This window comes from Acidobacteriota bacterium (assembly GCA_018268895.1).
GTDB lineage: Bacteria > Acidobacteriota > Terriglobia > Terriglobales > Acidobacteriaceae > Edaphobacter.
Map to the genome: position 1 here is coordinate 1,687,647 of JAFDVP010000001.1, position 16,677 is coordinate 1,704,323.

Annotated in this window: 14 protein-coding genes; 4 read left to right on the top strand and 10 right to left on the bottom strand. The window is 58.8% G+C overall.

The window, feature by feature from the left end:
* Positions 1-231: 231 nt before the first annotated feature.
* Positions 232-2,175, bottom strand: a complete 1,944-nt coding sequence (gene mutL, locus JSS95_07175) for a DNA mismatch repair endonuclease MutL (protein ID MBS1799593.1) — start codon at positions 2,173-2,175, stop codon at positions 232-234.
* A 401-nt stretch (positions 2,176-2,576) separates the two neighbouring features.
* Between mutL and JSS95_07180 the strand changes: the two genes are divergently transcribed.
* The 3 genes from JSS95_07180 to JSS95_07190 all read left to right on the top strand — a co-directional run bounded on the left by JSS95_07180 (position 2,577) and on the right by JSS95_07190 (position 5,562).
* Positions 2,577-2,984: an isoprenylcysteine carboxylmethyltransferase family protein gene (locus tag JSS95_07180; protein MBS1799594.1), complete on the top strand. Its 408-nt coding sequence runs from the start codon at positions 2,577-2,579 to the stop codon at positions 2,982-2,984.
* 204 nt (positions 2,985-3,188) lie between these two features.
* Positions 3,189-4,538 (top strand): Gfo/Idh/MocA family oxidoreductase, encoded by a 1,350-nt coding sequence (locus tag JSS95_07185; GenBank protein MBS1799595.1) that lies wholly within the window; start codon positions 3,189-3,191, stop codon positions 4,536-4,538.
* Positions 4,531-5,562 (top strand): PmoA family protein, encoded by a 1,032-nt coding sequence (locus JSS95_07190; protein MBS1799596.1) that lies wholly within the window; start codon positions 4,531-4,533, stop codon positions 5,560-5,562. The genes JSS95_07185 and JSS95_07190 overlap by 8 nt, the downstream gene beginning before the upstream one ends.
* An 86-nt stretch (positions 5,563-5,648) precedes the next feature.
* Here the strand turns inward: JSS95_07190 and pyk are convergent, their stop codons facing one another.
* The 4 genes from pyk to JSS95_07210 form a co-directional block, all read right to left on the bottom strand.
* Positions 5,649-7,196 carry a pyruvate kinase gene (pyk, locus tag JSS95_07195; GenBank protein ID MBS1799597.1) on the bottom strand — a complete coding sequence of 516 codons (1,548 nt, stop codon included), beginning with the start codon at positions 7,194-7,196 and terminating at the stop codon, positions 5,649-5,651.
* Between the two features lie 123 nt (positions 7,197-7,319).
* On the bottom strand, positions 7,320-8,183 hold the full coding sequence (locus tag JSS95_07200; protein MBS1799598.1) for a YihY/virulence factor BrkB family protein: 864 nt from the start codon (positions 8,181-8,183) through the stop codon (positions 7,320-7,322).
* Between the two features lie 52 nt (positions 8,184-8,235).
* Positions 8,236-8,724 carry a thioredoxin family protein gene (locus tag JSS95_07205; GenBank protein MBS1799599.1) on the bottom strand — a complete coding sequence of 163 codons (489 nt, stop codon included), beginning with the start codon at positions 8,722-8,724 and terminating at the stop codon, positions 8,236-8,238.
* 113 nt (positions 8,725-8,837) lie between these two features.
* Positions 8,838-9,989 (bottom strand): VWA domain-containing protein, encoded by a 1,152-nt coding sequence (locus tag JSS95_07210; GenBank protein ID MBS1799600.1) that lies wholly within the window; start codon positions 9,987-9,989, stop codon positions 8,838-8,840.
* A 447-nt stretch (positions 9,990-10,436) separates the two neighbouring features.
* On the opposite strand from JSS95_07210, the gene JSS95_07215 reads away from it, so the two are divergent.
* Positions 10,437-12,782 (top strand): EAL domain-containing protein, encoded by a 2,346-nt coding sequence (locus JSS95_07215; GenBank protein MBS1799601.1) that lies wholly within the window; start codon positions 10,437-10,439, stop codon positions 12,780-12,782.
* Here the strand turns inward: JSS95_07215 and JSS95_07220 are convergent.
* The 5 genes from JSS95_07220 to JSS95_07240 all read right to left on the bottom strand — a co-directional run bounded on the left by JSS95_07220 (position 12,760) and on the right by JSS95_07240 (position 16,446).
* The gene (locus tag JSS95_07220) at positions 12,760-13,017 is read right to left on the bottom strand and encodes a GlsB/YeaQ/YmgE family stress response membrane protein (protein ID MBS1799602.1); all 258 of its coding nucleotides are present in this window, start codon (positions 13,015-13,017) and stop codon (positions 12,760-12,762) included. The two genes, JSS95_07215 and JSS95_07220, sit on opposite strands and share 23 nt — an antisense overlap.
* A gap of 148 nt (positions 13,018-13,165) precedes the next feature.
* A complete protein-coding gene (locus JSS95_07225; protein MBS1799603.1) occupies positions 13,166-14,662 on the bottom strand; it encodes a GHKL domain-containing protein in 1,497 nt (498 codons plus the stop codon).
* 83 nt (positions 14,663-14,745) lie between these two features.
* The gene (locus JSS95_07230) at positions 14,746-15,516 is read right to left on the bottom strand and encodes an ROK family protein (protein ID MBS1799604.1); all 771 of its coding nucleotides are present in this window, start codon (positions 15,514-15,516) and stop codon (positions 14,746-14,748) included.
* Positions 15,517-15,760: 244 nt separating this feature from the next.
* On the bottom strand, positions 15,761-16,147 hold the full coding sequence (locus JSS95_07235; protein ID MBS1799605.1) for a type II toxin-antitoxin system VapC family toxin: 387 nt from the start codon (positions 16,145-16,147) through the stop codon (positions 15,761-15,763).
* A complete protein-coding gene (locus JSS95_07240; protein ID MBS1799606.1) occupies positions 16,144-16,446 on the bottom strand; it encodes a type II toxin-antitoxin system prevent-host-death family antitoxin in 303 nt (100 codons plus the stop codon). The genes JSS95_07235 and JSS95_07240 overlap by 4 nt, the downstream gene beginning before the upstream one ends.
* Positions 16,447-16,677: the final 231 nt, after the last annotated feature.

Genomic DNA, 16,677 nt, shown 5'->3' on the forward strand with positions numbered 1-16,677 from the left:
CTGCACGGCAAAAAAAAGAAACCGTTCAGATGCTTCAACCTGGGTCGAAGCTAGAGCAGATGAGCGCCTTGCGGCCTTTCATCGCAGTATCAAGAATATCAGCAATATGGCCGTTCAACCGGCCCGTGAAGCTGCAAAGATGGCAAACATCTCTACGAACGATGGAGTGTATTAATTCTGTGTTTTTTCAGCTCCACATATATAAAAGCAGGCCGATTCTTCTCAAAAAGGCTAAATGCGCTGAAAGGCCTTTTGAATGTCTTTAAGTGAATAACGCAAAGCGATAGGACGGCCGTGTGGGCAGCTCGTGGGGTGTTCGGTCTTCGCAAGCTCCGCAAGCAACCAGTCGATCTTTGCAGGCTCCAGCGGAGTGTTGATCTTGATCGCAGCATGACACGCGATCGAGGCCGCAATGCGATGACGGCGGGCCTCGGAGTTTTCCGCCTGCTGTTCGCGGTCGGGGACGGCAAGCACCTCTTCGATCATGCGCTCAAGCTCGCGGCCCTCCAGTCCCACGGGGGCTGCCTTGATGGCGATCGTCTGCGGGCCGAAGGGTTCCGCCTCGAACCCGTTGCGCTCAAGCTCCTTGGCAAGGCGGGCAAAGGCAATCATCTGCGCAGGCAGAAGGTCGACGAGCAGAGGCATCAGCAGGCGCTGGCGCTGGACGCGCTCCACCTCGCGGTCACGAAGGATCTTCTCAAACAGAACACGTTCGTGCGCGACGTGCTGGTCGACGATCCACAGCCCCTCGTCGTTGACGGCGAGGATGAAGGAGTCGCGAAGCTGGCCCAGGGGCCGCAGGGTGGCGAGCGCGTTGAGCGTCTGCGCCTCGCCGTCGGGAGCAAGTGCCGGTTGTTCGGGGTGGCCGACAGGAATGGAAGCGGTGCTGAACTCAAGACGGCCGGGCTCGGGAGGCAGCATGTGCGCGGCCAGCGAGAATGAGGCTGCGTCGGAGGCACGCGGCCCCGGCTCCGATCCGAACGTGCTCCCCGGCATCTGCGGGTCGAAGACAGGCTGGTCCGGTCCTCCCGGCAGCGGACTTACATCCACCAGCAGCGACGCACTGGCGTGCGGCGAGTTGTTGTTGAGAGCATGAAGGAAGTCCGCCGCAGGCCGCGCGTGCATCAACGTATTGCGGACCGTATCGCGAACGAAGTCGTGAATGAACGCCGGCTGACGAAAACGCACCTCCGTCTTCGCAGGATGCACGTTCACATCGACCTCTTCGGCAGGCATCTCGAGAAACAGCAGCACGACCGGGTACGATGTCGGCGGAATGATGTTGCGGTACGCCTCCGTCAACGCGTGCAGAATAAGGCGGTCGCGAATCAGGCGGCCGTTCACGAACACGTAGATCGAGTTGCGATTGAGCTTCTGCAGGTCGGGCTTTGAGACGAAGCCTGAGAGCCGCAGGAAGCCTGGCGCTGGCGGCTCATAGTCAGGCTCACGCTTCCACGGCGGCGGCTCAGGCAGGCCGGCGCGGGCAAAGTCAATCTCCGCCGCCGTGGGAATCATGTGCGCGCTGGTGTCGCGGCCGAAGACCTGAAAGAGACGGTCCCCGGCATTCGCGGTCACGGGCGCTGTGAGAAGGGCCTGCGTCGCCGAGTGCAGCTCGAAGTGGCGATTGGGGTTGGCCAGCGCGTAGTGCGTGACCAGCGCGGCGATGTGCGAGAGCTCGGTCTGCTCCGAGCGGAGAAATTTGCGGCGCGCTGGCGTGTTGTAGAACAAATCGCGGATCGTGATCGTCGTTCCAACCGGCAGGCCCGCTGGCTCCACGCGCTGAATGTGCCCGCCCGCGATCTCGACGATGGTCCCTGCATCCTCTTCGGCGGCGCGCGTCTCGAGCGTCAGCCTCGAGACGGAGGCGATCGACGGCAGAGCCTCGCCGCGAAAGCCGAGCGTGGCAATAGAGAGCAGGTCATCGGAGGTGCGGAGCTTCGAGGTGGCGTGGCGCTCGAAGGCGAGCAGAGCGTCGTCGGCCATCATGCCGTGGCCGTTGTCGACGATGCGAATGAGCCTGCGGCCTCCGCCTTCCACCTCGACGCGAATGCGGGTGGCGCCGGCATCGAGCGAGTTCTCCAGCAGCTCCTTGACCACCGAGGCGGGACGTTCGACGACCTCGCCGGCGGCGATCTGGTTCGCCACCAGGTCACTGAGGATGCGGATGCGGCCCATAAACACGATTGTATGGCGGGAATCGCTGCGGAAAACGCGGCGCAAATCGATCTCATCTTACAGAACAGGAGGAGATCATGATTCGCAAACTGAAGACAGGAGAGTTTCGGATTTACTCCCGTCACGTTGACAGGAAGACAGGAAAGCGCAGAAACCTGGGGCATTTTCAACGCGCGAAAAAGCGGAGCGACACGAGCGGGCGATTCAGTACTTCAAGCACAACTGAGATAAACGGTCGGGGGAAAGAGCATAATGTTTTTGTGCCCTTTTACTGCTATCTCATAGTTACCGGCGGAATCGTCTTGTGGCTGATCCCGTTTGTGCGAGCGAAATGGGGAGACAGTTCAGTGCTGATCCGGGACAACCGTTCGCGGTGGGGCCTACTGCTCGAATGCGTTGGCATGACTCTTATGTTGCTGAACCCGTTCTGGAGCTTTACACCTCCACCGTGGCGCGTAGCTGCCTCGCTTCTTTGCTTCGTTCTGGCAAACGCCTTCTCATGGACCTCAGCGCGCGCGCTTGGCGAAAATCTTCGCTTCGATGCCGCTATCGGGACAAGGCATGAGTTGGTGCGGCATGGGCCATATGCCATCGTTCGCCATCCTATCTATACGTCGTTCCTCTGCGTCGCATGGGGCATCGGATTGATGGCCACACCGCCCGTACTCTTCGCTGTGGCAACGATTGTCTTTCTGGCAGGAACAGAGATTCGTGTGCGGATCGAGGATCGTCTGCTGGAAGAGCACTTTGGCGATCAGGCACGGCAGTTCCGTCGCTCCACCAGCGCCTATATTCCGTTCCTGCGCTAAGCCGACGTGGATATACCAATCCGAACCACTGGCGCGGCGACAAACTGTCCCCGGCCAAACGCCTTCGCGTGGAAATTCTCTCCTAATAGCTGCAAAAACAGAGCATAAATCATGCTCTATCAGCGCACCCTATTTTTCCAGTGGTCAAACCTCTTCTATTTTCTGTATGCTTTCGCCGCAGTCCAAAATACATGGAGGAACGCGATGGGAGCTCAGGATACGAGCCGCCGGGATTTTGTAAAAATGGGTGCCGCGGTGGCAGGAACAGTCGCAACGTGGAACGCAACAAGCTACGCAAAGATTGTAGGGGCCAACGACCGGGTACGGACTGCGGTGGTGGGGTGCGGCGACCGCATGAAGGGCGCTCTGATTCCCTCCTTTTTGCAGCACTCCAAAGAGATGAACTTCGAGTTTGTGGCGATCTCCGACCTCTGGAGCCACCGCCGCGAAGAGGGCGTCGCCTACATCGAGAAAAAGGGTGGGCCGAAGGTCGACACCGTTCGGAACAACGACGAGTTGTACGCCCGCAAGGACGTCGATGCCGTGCTGATCGCGACAGCCGACTTCCAGCACGCCAAGCATGGCGTCGAAGCCGTGAAGGCCGGACGTGACGCCTACGTGGAAAAGCCGCTCGCGCACTCGATGAAGGACGCGCTGGCCATCCGCGACACCGTGCACGCCAATAAGCAGATTGTGCAGATCGGCACACAGCGCCGCTCCACGCCGAGCTATCAGAAGGCCTTCGAGTACATCAAGTCGGGCAAGTTCGGCGACATCAACATGGTCGAGATGACGTGGAACGTCAACCAGCCCGGGCGCTGGCGCCGTCCCAACGTTGTGCCGTTGCTGAAGGAGCAGGACACGGACTGGAAGCGCTATCTGATGGACCAGCCTTACGAGCCGTTCGACGCGAGAAAGTATCTCGAGTTCCGCCTCTTCTGGCCGTACTCCTCGGGGATTCCCGACCAGTGGCTGGTGCACCAGATCGACACCGTGCACTGGTTCTCGGGCTATCCGAACCCGCGCAGCGTGGTCGCCAACGGCGGCATCTACCAGTGGCACGACGGCCGGCGCAACTGGGACACGTTGACGGCTGTCTTCGACTACGGCCCGGAGGACGATCCGACGAAGGGTTTCCAGGTGCTCTACTCGTCGCGTCAGACCAACTCGGCCGGCGGCGTCAAGGAGATCTACTACTCCAACGGCGGCTCGCTCGACATGGACAAGCAGGTGGTGAACTCCACCGGCGGACTGACGGCGAAGGCTGCTGCCGAGATGGGCATGAAGGCCAACCTGCTGGGTCAGTTCTCGCTCGGCCAGGCGGAGGAGGTCTCAACCGCCGCGAACACCGGAGCAGACAACCAGACCTCGGCCAACATGCGCAACTGGATGGACTGCGTGCGTTCGCGCAAGCAGCCCAATGCCAATGTGGACGCGGGCTACAGCCATTCGGTTGCGCTGTGCATGTGCATCGCCGCAATGCAGACCGGGCAGAAGATCACCTTCAACCAGAAGACGCAGCAGATTATGGCCGGAGGCAAGGTGCATGCATAAGCTGCTTCTGGGCTCTGTGCTGGTGATGAGCGGCTTGCAGGTGGCTGCGGCAGCATCAAAGGTCGAGGTCAAGACCGATGAGGCGAAGCAGCGCGTCGATGTCACCATCGACGGCAAGCCCTTCACCGCCTACGTGTGGCCGAACACGCTGAAGAAGCCGGTGCTCTTCCCGCTGGTGGCCGCCGACGGCGTAACCGTGACGCGCGGATATCCGCTCGCTCCCCGTGAGACGGAGCGGGTGGACCATCCGCACCACGCGGGCTTGTGGTTCAACTACGGCAACGCCAACGGCTTCGACTTCTGGAACAACTCCGACGCCATCAAGCCCGAGCAACGGGCGAAGATGGGGACGATCCATCACGAGAAGATCGTCTCCGCCAGGAGCGGTGCAAAGGGCGAGTTGGTGACTGACTCTGTTTGGGAGACTGGTGCTGGTCAGAAGATCTTCAACCAACGGACGAAGTATGTCTTCTCGCAGCAGGGCGACGCGCGCACCATCGATATGACCGTCACCCTGACCGCGCTCGACAAGGTGGTCTTCCACGACGACAAGGAGGGCGTGCTGGGCATTCGCGTAGCGCACTTTCTTGAGTCGGCTACAGAAAAGGGCGGCATGTTCGCGGATGCAAGCGGGCGGCCGACCAAGGTCGAAGGGAATACCGCCGGGGCGACGGGCGTCTACCTGACAAGCGAAGGCAAGCAGGGCGACGCCGTCTGGTCGACACGCGGCAAGTGGTGCAAGCTCACCGGCACCACTACCGACGGCCACACGGAGACCATCGCGATCTTCGACCGCACCGGCAATCCCAACTACCCCACGTACTGGCACGCGCGCGGCTACGGTCTGTTTGCGGCGAATCCGCTGGGGCAGAAGATCTTCGACGCGAAGCAGCCGCAACTGGACTACACGGTTGAGAAGGGCAAGTCCGTAACCTTCCGCTACCGCATCACCATCTCATCGCACGATGTGACCGCCGATGAGATGAACAAGGCTTCGAATGCGTTTGAAGCGCAGGTGAAGTAGTCCTCACACCAAAGCCAGCACAACAGAAAAGCCGCCTCAAACCGAGGCGGCTTTTCTGCGAAATCCATCAACTCACTTCCGTTTCTTCACCGCTTTCTTCGCTGCTTTTTCTTCGTAGACGGTTTCCTCGGAGACCTCGAGGGCGTGTCCGTCTCGCGATCGCCGATCATGTGCAGGCGCATAAAGTTTGTAGCGCCGGAGCGGGTCCTGGTGCCTGCGACGATGCCGACGATCTGATGCTCGCTCACCTGTCCATGCTCTTCCAGCAGGTCCTCCGCCATGTTTACAAGCGTGTCCGTGTCGTGGAACCTGCCGCAGAGCAACGGATACGTTCCCCACAGCAGCATGGACCGATTAATCACCTTCTCAAAGGGAGACAGGGCAAAGATCGGTGGATCGGGGCGGTACTTCGAGAGCAGACGCGCCGTTGCGCCGCTCTCCGTGAAGATGGCGATCGCCGCCAGTTCGAGGTCCTCGGCGGAGTGCGCCATGCACTCGCAGATCGTCTCGGCGACCGAGAGACGCACTCCCCGCTGATGCCGCCGAGTGTCGGGAGGATCGATGCGGATCTGCTCTTCGGTCTCGGTCACGATCTTGGCCATCATGGCGACTGCCTCGACAGGATATTTTCCCGCAGCGCTCTCCGCCGAAAGCATCACCGCATCCGTTCCGTCGTACACAGCATTGGCGACGTCCGATGCCTCTGCTCGCGTAGGACGCGGATTCTCAATCATCGATTCGAGCATCTGCGTCGCCGTGATGACCGGCTTGCGATACTCCGCCGCGCGGCGAATGATGTGTTTCTGGATCGCGGGGACCTTCTCCGGCGGCACCTCGACACCCAGGTCGCCGCGAGCCACCATGATGGCGTCGGTCACCTCGAGGATAGAGTCGAGATGCTCGATCGCCTGCGGCTTCTCCAGCTTCGCAATAATCCAGGCGTCGGAGTTCAGCGCCGCAAGGCGGTTCTTCACGTGGCGGATATCGTCCGCAGTACGTACAAATGAGACCGCAACAGTGTCCACTCCCGCACCGACGGCAAAGACAAGGTCCTCCTCGTCCTTTTCAGTAAGCGACGGGACCTTGACCGGAATTCCCGGAAGATTGATGCCCTTGTTCTCGCCCAGCATTCCGCCGTTGATGATCTTGCACACCACATCGCCACCGTTTACATGGTCGACGTGCAGCTCGATCAGGCCATCGGAGAGCAGAATCCGCGAGCCCGGCTCAAGGTTCTCCGCCAGCGTGGTAAACGTCGTCCCCACCATTGATGCGGTACCGGCGATCTCGCGCGGCGTGATGATGAGCTGTTTGCCAGCGACCAACTGCACTGGCTTGTGGTCCTTCAGCTTGCCGGTACGGATCTTTGGCCCTTGCAGGTCGGCGAGGATGCAGATCGGCTTCCCTTCCTCCCGCGAAACCTGCCTGACCATCTTGATTAGTTCAGCCTTTTGCGCGTGCGAGCCGTGCGAGAAGTTCAAACGGGCTACGTCCAGGCCGGCGCGCACAAGCTGGCGAAAGACTTCAATCGAGCTGGATGCCGGCCCAAGGGTCCCGACGATCTTGGCGCGACGGGCGCGGCCGTTTCCACTTGCAAGCGTGTCAAGAAAGGCTGATTTCACCGAGGTCGTCATAGCTGTCGCTGCTGGGTTCCTTTTCGATAAAGACATCACGGGAGATTTTCCCGTTGGACAAGACCACCGAATCTGTTCCGTTGGCCATTCTACCCGTGTAAGGGGCTAAGTACCTAAAACGCCTCATGATGCCTCGGTAGGCACAACAGAGCCGCCATGCTGGTGGAACTCCGAGTTGAACTCGGCTCCGAAGAAGACGCTCAGTGAAACGATGTACAACCAGAACAACAGCGCAATGCCTGCGCCCAGCGAGCCGTAGACCTGCGAATAGTTGGCAAAGCGTGTGACATACCAGCCAAAGACCAGCGTAGTAATAAACCACATCGCGGTCGCCGCAAAAGCACCCGGCAGCACACGGCGCCACGGCTGCCGGATAGGTGTGCCCATGTGATAGATCAGCGCAATCAGCCCTGTCGATGCGGCCACAGCAACCAGCCAGCGGGCAAGCGAGGCCACAATATAGACCTCTGTCCGCATCGCTGGCACGACATGATACGCGAGCCACATCGTCACGAAATGCCCAAAGACGACAAACAGACTGGCTATTCCCAGTGGAACAAGCGAGAGCGGGACAAGCGCATATGCGCGCAGACGCCTTCCCCAGAAGGTCCAGCAATCAAAAGGCAGGTCGTTGGCACGGCGCAGCCCTTCCATATAGGTAGCAATCACGCTCGAGGCCCCTGTCAGCGAGACCAGAAAAGCGAGGATCAGCGCGTGCGTTGTTTTGGAGCTATGCGTGTCGAAGTAGCTGTCCAGCATCGGCACCACATCGGGAGGCAACACGCGATCGAAGAACATGCCAAGCTGTGCTCGAACGGGGGTCGTATCTGGCAGCAGCGCGATGATGGCCGCCGCAACAATCAGCGCAGGAAACAGGGCCACCATCGCCGAATAGGCTGCCGACTGGGCAAGGTTCAAAACGTCGTGGTCCGCCGCGCGCAGAAACGAGCGATGAAGAATCACGTGAATGCGCAGCAGTCGTCTCACAGATACCGATAGAATGTTCTGTCCGAAAGCATACACGCCGATGGCGCTGCGATCACGCCTTCCAGCGGTTTAGAAACGCGGTAACATCGCTCGACTTCATTCCGCTCATATTCTCAAACTCTTTATTCTGCTGCGAGTAAAGGAGCTTGCCGTTGCCATCGAGCACCGCCAGGGCTGGCACACCCTTCTTGATCGGGACCTTGTACTTGTCCGCGACCGCAACGTTGTGGTCCATGCGGCCAATATCGATGTGAACCACCACGAAATGTTTTTCGATCAACTCGGCATTCGGGCTCTGGTGCATATAGATATCCAGCACCTGGCAGTCGCCGCACCAGTCTCCACCAAAGTCGAGGATCACGCGCTTCTTCTCCGCCTTCGCCTTCTTGACCGCGGCAGAGATATCGGTCCACGGATTGGCCTCCGCCGAGTAAAGGTGTTTTTTGACGAATGGAACCACCGTCTGCGCAGTCACGGCGGTTGGAGCAATCAACAAAGAGAACAGAACTGCCGTGACGATATTGCGTGAACCTGAGTGCATTAGTATCTGCCTTTATGTCGCTGGGTCTTTAAAGTGACCTGACATTAATAAGATGCAACAAAGTCCGGGCGGTCACAATGCTGCATCGCGGCGTTAGGGCTAATTCGACTTCCCTACTTGCCCGTGTAGTAGCCGTCCCTGGTCTGCACGTACAGGTCTTTTTTGCGGGTTGTCAGATCAATCTGGTGATAGCCGTCCGCTGCTGTAACCTGGTCGGGCGTGTAACCCAAACGATATTGTGCGCGGAGTTCCTGGGCAATCTGATCGTAGATTTGCGCTACGGTCTGCTTCTTCGTGACCTCAAATAGACGTCCACCAGTCTCCTGCGCCATGCGCTCCAGAATCTTCTTGCCATCGACATGGCTGTTGGTTCCTCCGCCGCGGCCCCCACCGCCGCCGCCAGGGCCGCCGCCGGGATAGCCTCCACCGCGACCGCCGGGATAGCCTCCACCGCCGCCCGGAAACCTTCCTCCTGGAAAGCCGCCTCCGCGCTGACGATCGTCTCTCTGCCAGCCTCCGCTCTCCTGCCCTTTGAAATAGATCGCGTAGACGATCGTGTCGGCGCGCTGCGCTGCTTCAATCGCCTTCACCAGCGTCTCTTTGCTGCCGTTGTCAACGCCGTCCGAAAGGATAATGACGGCCTTCCGCCCCTTCTGCTTGCTCATGAGTTCGTCGGAGGCCAGAAACGTAGCATCGTACAATGCCGTTCCTCCGCCGATGCGGCCTCCACCGCGATGGCTGCGGCCCGAGCTGGAATCGTTCGGATCACCCGGGTCAGCCTGGGGATCGTTCGTCCGCTGGTTCGGGCTGGGAGTATCAATCTCTTTCAGGCCGGCCTGCAGCTTTGGCCGGGAGTTCGTCAGGTCCTGCAGCAGCTCCACCTGGCGAGCGAACTGGATCACAAAGGCCTGGTCCTTCGTCGTCTTCAGCATCTCGTCGAGAAAGGTACCGCTCGCTGAGCGCTCCTCGTCGATCACATTTCGTTGACTCAGGCTCGTATCAATAAGCAGGCCAAGAGTTAGAGGCAGATTGGAATCGATATCGAAGTAGCGGATCGTTTGTGGATGCCCATCGACCTGCAAGGAAAAGTCTTCTTTCGTCAGGCCTGAGACAAGCGCGCCTTTCTTGTCTCGAACCACTACCGGCAGGTTCACCAGGCGAGCATCGACTGTGAGCGTAGCCACCGGAGACTGCACAGACGTCCCAGTCTCCGGTGAGGACGATGCCTGTCCTGAGGCATTCCCTCCAGGCATGAGTACGAGCATCAACCCAAAGCAAACATAACCGGAGACATACCGCGCCATACGATCCCAGAACATGCCTATATAGACGTGATTTCTCTGTCATTGTTCCGGTCTGGGAAAAAAGCCCTTTAAGGTAACAATCGTTTCCGTTACCGCTTTTCTCTCGCTCGACACATAGGTCTATAGACCTTCGGTTTAGCAGGTTCCTATTTTTCGTGGCACCATGCTGGAAGTAATGAAAGACAAGCGATTTGACCCAAAGCGGTAAACACGCGAAATGAAATAATGGGACAGATGGTTCTTTGAAAAGAAATCTCGGAATGCTACGGTGCAGAGATGAATATATCGTTTCCAGCCCCAATCGACTGAGCGTCGGGTCTCCTGGACAGTATTGTTTTTCGACAGCTATTTCTTGAGGGTTTGGTGCTCGATTTTCCCCGACCGTGGATATGGAAGAACTGGTGGTCCATGGCGTTCGTGTGCTTCGCGATAACAACAGTCCTCTGGAGTGCTCTTCGCGGCTCGCGCGTCGAAGGATTCGTAGCTGCTGCAATTGCAGGCGGCGCGGCCATCGCAGCGTTATGGTTTCTGCGCCGCGAATACGACCGGAAAATTGCAGGCAAAGGCGCGAGAGAAGCTGAGTCGAAGTTCCTGGTTGCAACGGAAGTCAGTCTGGATGCGTTCTCGCTGCTTGAATCTGTGCGCAATGCCGCCGGACAGATCGTCGACTTTCGCATTCAGTATGTCAACGCGAACGGGGAAAAGCTGACAGGGCACTCTCGCGACCAACTCCTCGGACAGAGTCTTTGCGACAGAATGCCAATCCTCAAGGCGACCGGCCTCTTCGACCGCTGTTGTCAGGTGGTTGAAACAGGTACTCCTCTCAACCAGGAGTACCCCGTGCCTGCAGGCAATCTTCTTCAGGCCGCGTGGGTGCGTTACCAGGTTGTCAAGTTGGGAGACGGCCTCGCCGTAACCATCAGCGACATCAGCGAACGCAAGGCAGGCGAGGAACGCTACGAGCACCTGGTTGAGTTCACCGACTCCGTCATTCAGAATGCGCCCTTCAGCATCGTCGCCACCGATGTGCAGGGCATCATCACCGAGATGAATGTGGCAGCGGAAAAGCTCACCGGCTACAGCCGCGAAGACCTGATCCGGAAATCGCCACTCACCATTCTGCACGATGAGCGTGAACTGACGGCAAGGGCGGGCGATGCCCTGGACACTACCGACAACATTGAACGCTTCGGCTTCGAGGTCCTCTCTTCCGGCGCCGCCGCCGGCGAGATCGAAGAAAAAGAGTGGACGCTGGTTCGCAAGGATGGAAGCCGAACGCCAATCAATCTCGCCATGCGAGCGGTTCGCTCGGAGTCGGGCGAGATCAGCGGCTTCGTCGGCATCTCCTTCGACATAACGGAGCGGCGGCAGATGCTGCAGTACGTCACGCATCTGGCCACGCACGATCAGCTTACCGGCCTGCTTGGCCGCGCCCTGCTGCGAGACAAGACCGTTGAGGCCGTAGAGCGCGCGCGCCGTTACGGTACAAAGGTCGCGGTCTTTGTCATCGACCTCGATCAGTTCAAGCGCATCAACGATTCGCTGGGTCACACCTCAGGGGACCAGATCCTGATCGAAGCCGCGACAAGGCTGCGCCGCTCCGTCAGAAGCACCGACGTCGTCGCTCGTGTTGGCGGTGACGAATTTGTTGTTGTCATGACGGACATCACCAGCATCGCCGATGTGGAGCAGTGCGCGGCGAATCTGGTGCAGAAGCTCTCGCCTGAGATCAAGGTCGATGAGCACCTGGTCAACGTAACCGCCAGTGTCGGCGTCTGCATCTACCCCGACTTCGCCTCCGACGCGAAACACCTGATGAAGCGCGCGGACTCTGCCATGTATGCAGCGAAGGAGCGCGGGCGCAACCAGCATCAGGTCTTCAGCGAAGACATGCTAAAGGAGACCGCGGATAGACTCACCATGGAGCATGCGCTCAGGCATGCTCTCGCCAACGGCGAACTGTCGCTGCACTATCAGCCGCAACTCTCGCTCACAACCGGCATGGTCACAGGTATGGAAGCGCTGCTGCGCTGGGACAATCCCCGCCTGGGCCACGTCTCGCCCACACAGTTCATCCCGCTGGCGGAAGAGACTGGAATGATCGTCCCCATCGGCGAATGGGTCTTCATGACGGCGTGCCACGAAGGCAAGGCGCTTCAGGACGAGCTCGGCTCCGACTTCACCATCTCCGTCAACCTCTCTCCGCGCCAGCTACAGCAACGCAACCTGGTGGATGTAATCGAACGCGCCCTGGCCATCAGCGGTCTCGCACCGCGCAACCTCGAGATTGAGATCACGGAAAACATGCTGATGGTGAACTCCGAGGGCAACCTTGAAAAGCTGCAAAAGATACGCGAGCTGGGCGCGCGCATCTCGATCGACGACTTCGGCACCGGCTTTTGCAGCTTCTCTTACCTGCTGCAATACCAGGTCGATCGCCTGAAGATCGATAAGAGCTTCGTCAAGCTGGCGGGAACCGATCCGAACGCAGCAGCCGTGGTGAGGACCATCATTGCGATGTCTCACGGCCTTGCAATCAGGGTCGTCGCCGAAGGCGTCGAGACAGAAGAGCAGCTTCGCTTTCTGATGCGACGCAAATGCGACGAAGCGCAGGGAAACTACATTACCGGACCGGTGTCCTTCGACAAGTTCGCTGCGGCGATCCGGTCCTGTAACGGCCTGGGGATTCTGCAGAGCGCTCTCAGCGACTCGCAGCGTCTTTCCAGTTCATCTATACGCTCTGGCGCCGTTTGAAGAAGTGATAGATCGCCAGCAGGATGATGGCTCCAATCAACGACATGATGAACCCAGCCGATTGACCTTCCTGATAATGCCCCACCAGGCGACCAAGGAACGTGCCCAGGAATGAGCCTGCGATACCAAGGACCATCGTGATCAAAATACCTCCGGGATCTTTTCCAGGCAGAATCAACTTGGCGAGAGCACCGACAACGAGGCCAATCAACGCGGTCCACAACAGACTGAACATAGAAATCCTCCGTATATCCGTTTCCCCAAGCTTCTCAGGGCTACCAGTAAGGTGCGAACAAGAATATCCTGATCGCTTCGTAAATTGAATAAAAAAACGCTTTGCTGGAAATCTTTACGAAACGAGCCTCTCCGATGTAGCGCAGTGCTCAATAGGCGCGCACAAGGTTGATCGGAATCCTTACCTGAAAGCAGGTCGAATGTGGGCTCGAGTCCATCGCAACCGACCCCGAATGCCTGTTGACGATCCTCTGCACAGTGTCGAGCCCCAGCCCCATCGCCGTGCCCAGAGGCTTCGTCGTAAAGAATGGCTCAAAGATGCGCGATTGAATTGCTGCATCGATCCCCGGCCCATCGTCACGCACTTCGACAATGACAGTCTGCGCCGTCTGCCTGATCGTGATCGTCAGCTCACCCTCATCGTGCATCGCATCGAGAGCGTTTTCAATCAGCGCCGACCACACCTGGTTCAGCTCGCCACCATACGCGCTCACAAGGGGTAACTCCGGGTCTGCCTCCATCTGCGCCCGAACCCGCCCCATGCGCGAGCGGAACATCGCCAGCGTATTCTCGATCGACTGGACGAGATCAATCTCCTGAACCGCGGGCCGGTCCATAAACGAATAGCCGCGGATGGCGCTAATCAGCTCAAATATCCGTTCGCTGGAATCCACCACGGTGCGGGCCATCGACTCCACACGCAGCGAACCGGCAAAGGTAGCGATAGCCGCCGGCAGCACCCCTGCACTGATCTTCTCTGCCAGCTTGTCAAGCATGGCGACGGGTACTCTCCCCTCTGCAAGCGTTGGACCAACATCCCACGGCGCTGCGACGTTGTGTCTCTCAAGCCATCCGATAATCTGCTGCTCCTCGTCGCTCGCATCAAGCGGGCTGGTAGGAATCGGCGAGAAGCCCGATGATCTCTTCACCAGTTCCCTCACCTCTCTCACCCACTCGTTGTAACCCTCCAGTTCATTGTCCGACTGAAAGAGCCTGCCCAGCCGATACTTCGTTTCATCCGACTCGCCAAGCTGCGAAGCAATGATGGACGCTGATCGCTGTGCCGCAGAGGCAGGGTTGTTCAGTTCATGCGAAAGATTCGCTGCCAGTTTGCCCAGAGCGAGCAGCTTCTCCGCCTGCTCGTCCATGCGGGTAAAGTCGCGCACGCGGTCCAGCAGGAGCGTCACACACCGCTGGCCCATCGAAGGAATCGCTTGGAGCATCTCGGGGAACAGGTCTTCGTGAATGTCCAGCACCCAGACCGGGCCCACACTGCGGCCGTCCGCGCCCCACGCCTTCATTCTCGAGAACGGCAGCTTTCCCGTAACCCGCGATGTTCTGCCCACAAAGCGGGCAACCGGACCGGACTTCCGCCGGTGCGCCATCACTTCGCCGCGAAGAATGATGTTCATGTGATACGAGGGCTCGTCTTCGCAGAAGATCAGAGCGCCGTCCTGCCCCACCCGCTCGCTGCTGTGCCTCGCCAGCCAGCGGTACTCCTGGTCCATCAAGCCTTCCAGGGCCGGGATATCTTTCAACGCAGCCACAATCTGCTCAATTGGAGTCGATGTCTCCGGGGCAGCCGCAAGCACGCGGCCCACTCCCAACGGCGAGGGTGGAAGGTCGTAGCTGGCTTTGGTTGCGATCGTCAGCTCCTGTCTGCGTCGTACTTATTTGCTGTTCGCACAGAGACTGCCCCCGGCGCGGCGCAAACCCTGATTTAGATGCGCTAGGAGCGGCTTCGGCTCACAATTCTGCCTGCCTTCTTCGCGTCGCCTGTAGAGGCCCCGACAGCCGTCAGTATGTCGTCGTCCTTACGAAGGGCGACCAGCACCTTGCGTTCATCGGGAGTATCCCAGAGCCGTATGCCTCCCGTCACCGCATTGCTGTTATCGCCCACAATCACATGCGGCGGGAGATGCTTCATCAGCTTGGCATTGCCACCGCCCAGCAGAACGTAATCGCACACCAACCCAGCCTTCAGGCGGGCTATCACGTCCAGCACGGACTTGCGCCAGGCCTTCTTGCCGCGCCATTCCAGTCCATCCTTGCCCAGATATTCCTCATAGGTGCGGCCCTTCTTGTAGGGCAGATGCGCCAGTTCCAGCGGAACCACAACCCCCTCGAAGATCATCGCCGACCCCAGCCCCGTGCCCGTCCCCAGAAAGAGCATCCTTCCGCCGCGGTATCCGCCGAGCGCCTGCATCGCCGCGTCGTTGATAAAACGTAGCGGCTTGTCGAATGCCTTCTGATAGGGAAAGTCGATCCAACCAGCAGCAAGGTTGTGCGGCTCCGCCAGCGGACGGTCGTGCGACACAGGCCCGGGATAGCCGATGGAGATGCAGTCGTACCTCCAACTCTGAGTCGCCGCCTTCACCTGGTCGACCATCAATTTTGCCGTCATTGTCGGCCCGGACGGAATCTTTAACGGAACACGCTGGCTGGTCGAGGACACCTTAACGTTGGTGCCCCCTACGTCGATGACAAGGACTTCTTTCATGCGGAGAAGCATACAACGCGCGGGGCAATCCTGGGCAGCCGGAAAATCCGCTTTTCCAGCGCTCCACAGCCGAATAGGCTAACGCATTTTCCTTATAGGTGTAGTTCCTGTTTTCAGGGCCGAAGGCCTGGGTTGACAGGCCGAAGAGCAACCAGAGCGCTGAAGGCGCGACACATACGTTCTCGGAGAGGAACGTCACCTCAAGGGAAAACTCTCTTGCTGCCCTTGTCCTGAAGTGCGGCGGCTACCAGATCGTCTTTACCCCATACTGCCGGAATGCGCGGTTGGCGGTGAGAATCGGCAAGCCTTCCGAGAGCGCCTGAGCGATCAGCAAGCGGTCAAACGGATCGCTATGATGATGCGGCAGCGCTTCGAGATGAAGCACATGCTCATAACGGATAGGAAGCATCTCCATGCCATATTCATTCATCTCGTCGCGAATATAGGCGACTGACGAGCCGATGGCATTCAGCTTGCCAGTCTTGATCTTGATGGCGATCTCCCAGAGAGAGACAAGGGAGAAGACCAGCTCATGCCCTTCGGAGCGAAGAATTGTTTTGGCCTGGGGTGTGAGCCGGTGATCGTGGAGAAGAGCCCAGATGAAAGTATGGGTATCAACCAGCACCTTCATGCTGACTTCTTCTTCCTGCGAGGCTTGATCGGCCCGAGGTTGTCGAACTTGGGATCGTCCGCCTCGAAGAGCTTCTGTATTTCGAGATCGGTCTCAGGCGAGAAGGCATCAGGAGCCATCCAGATTTTGCCAATGCCTGAGCCGAGCATGTGCTTGCGCGACTTGCGGGCTGTTGGTGCGGCAAGCACCAGCTTCACCGCTGGTTTACCAGCGCGGGCGATGATAACCTCTTCCCCGCCCTCGACCGCGGCGATGAGTTTGGAGAGGTGGGTCTTGGCGTGATGGACGTTGACTTCCATACAAATCATGTTAGCTATGAAACTTAGCTAAGACAAGAGACGGTTCGCGCTTTGCGCGAATATCCTACCTTAGCGACGATGAGACCGTCGCGAAGATGGGGCACCCGATTGTGGTGGTGAAGTTAGATGTGGGCCACCCGGCCTAGATACTTCATCTCATAAACCTCCACATTGATGGATTTTAGGCCGGATTAGGCGCAACGTCTAACAAAACACTAAGGCAAAACACTA

Coding starts and splice junctions, on each gene's coding strand:
- JSS95_07220 (MBS1799602.1), bottom strand. CDS start 13,017: ATGTTCAGTCTGTTGTGGACCGCGTTGATTGGCCTCGTTGTCGGTGCT.
- JSS95_07215 (MBS1799601.1), top strand. CDS start 10,437: ATGGCGTTCGTGTGCTTCGCGATAACAACAGTCCTCTGGAGTGCTCTT.
- JSS95_07240 (MBS1799606.1), bottom strand. CDS start 16,446: ATGGAAGTCAACGTCCATCACGCCAAGACCCACCTCTCCAAACTCATC.
- mutL (MBS1799593.1), bottom strand. CDS start 2,175: ATGGGCCGCATCCGCATCCTCAGTGACCTGGTGGCGAACCAGATCGCC.
- JSS95_07205 (MBS1799599.1), bottom strand. CDS start 8,724: ATGCACTCAGGTTCACGCAATATCGTCACGGCAGTTCTGTTCTCTTTG.
- pyk (MBS1799597.1), bottom strand. CDS start 7,196: ATGACGACCTCGGTGAAATCAGCCTTTCTTGACACGCTTGCAAGTGGA.
- JSS95_07185 (MBS1799595.1), top strand. CDS start 3,189: ATGGGAGCTCAGGATACGAGCCGCCGGGATTTTGTAAAAATGGGTGCC.
- JSS95_07180 (MBS1799594.1), top strand. CDS start 2,577: ATGACTCTTATGTTGCTGAACCCGTTCTGGAGCTTTACACCTCCACCG.
- JSS95_07210 (MBS1799600.1), bottom strand. CDS start 9,989: ATGCTCGTACTCATGCCTGGAGGGAATGCCTCAGGACAGGCATCGTCC.
- JSS95_07190 (MBS1799596.1), top strand. CDS start 4,531: ATGCATAAGCTGCTTCTGGGCTCTGTGCTGGTGATGAGCGGCTTGCAG.
- JSS95_07230 (MBS1799604.1), bottom strand. CDS start 15,516: ATGAAAGAAGTCCTTGTCATCGACGTAGGGGGCACCAACGTTAAGGTG.
- JSS95_07235 (MBS1799605.1), bottom strand. CDS start 16,147: ATGAAGGTGCTGGTTGATACCCATACTTTCATCTGGGCTCTTCTCCAC.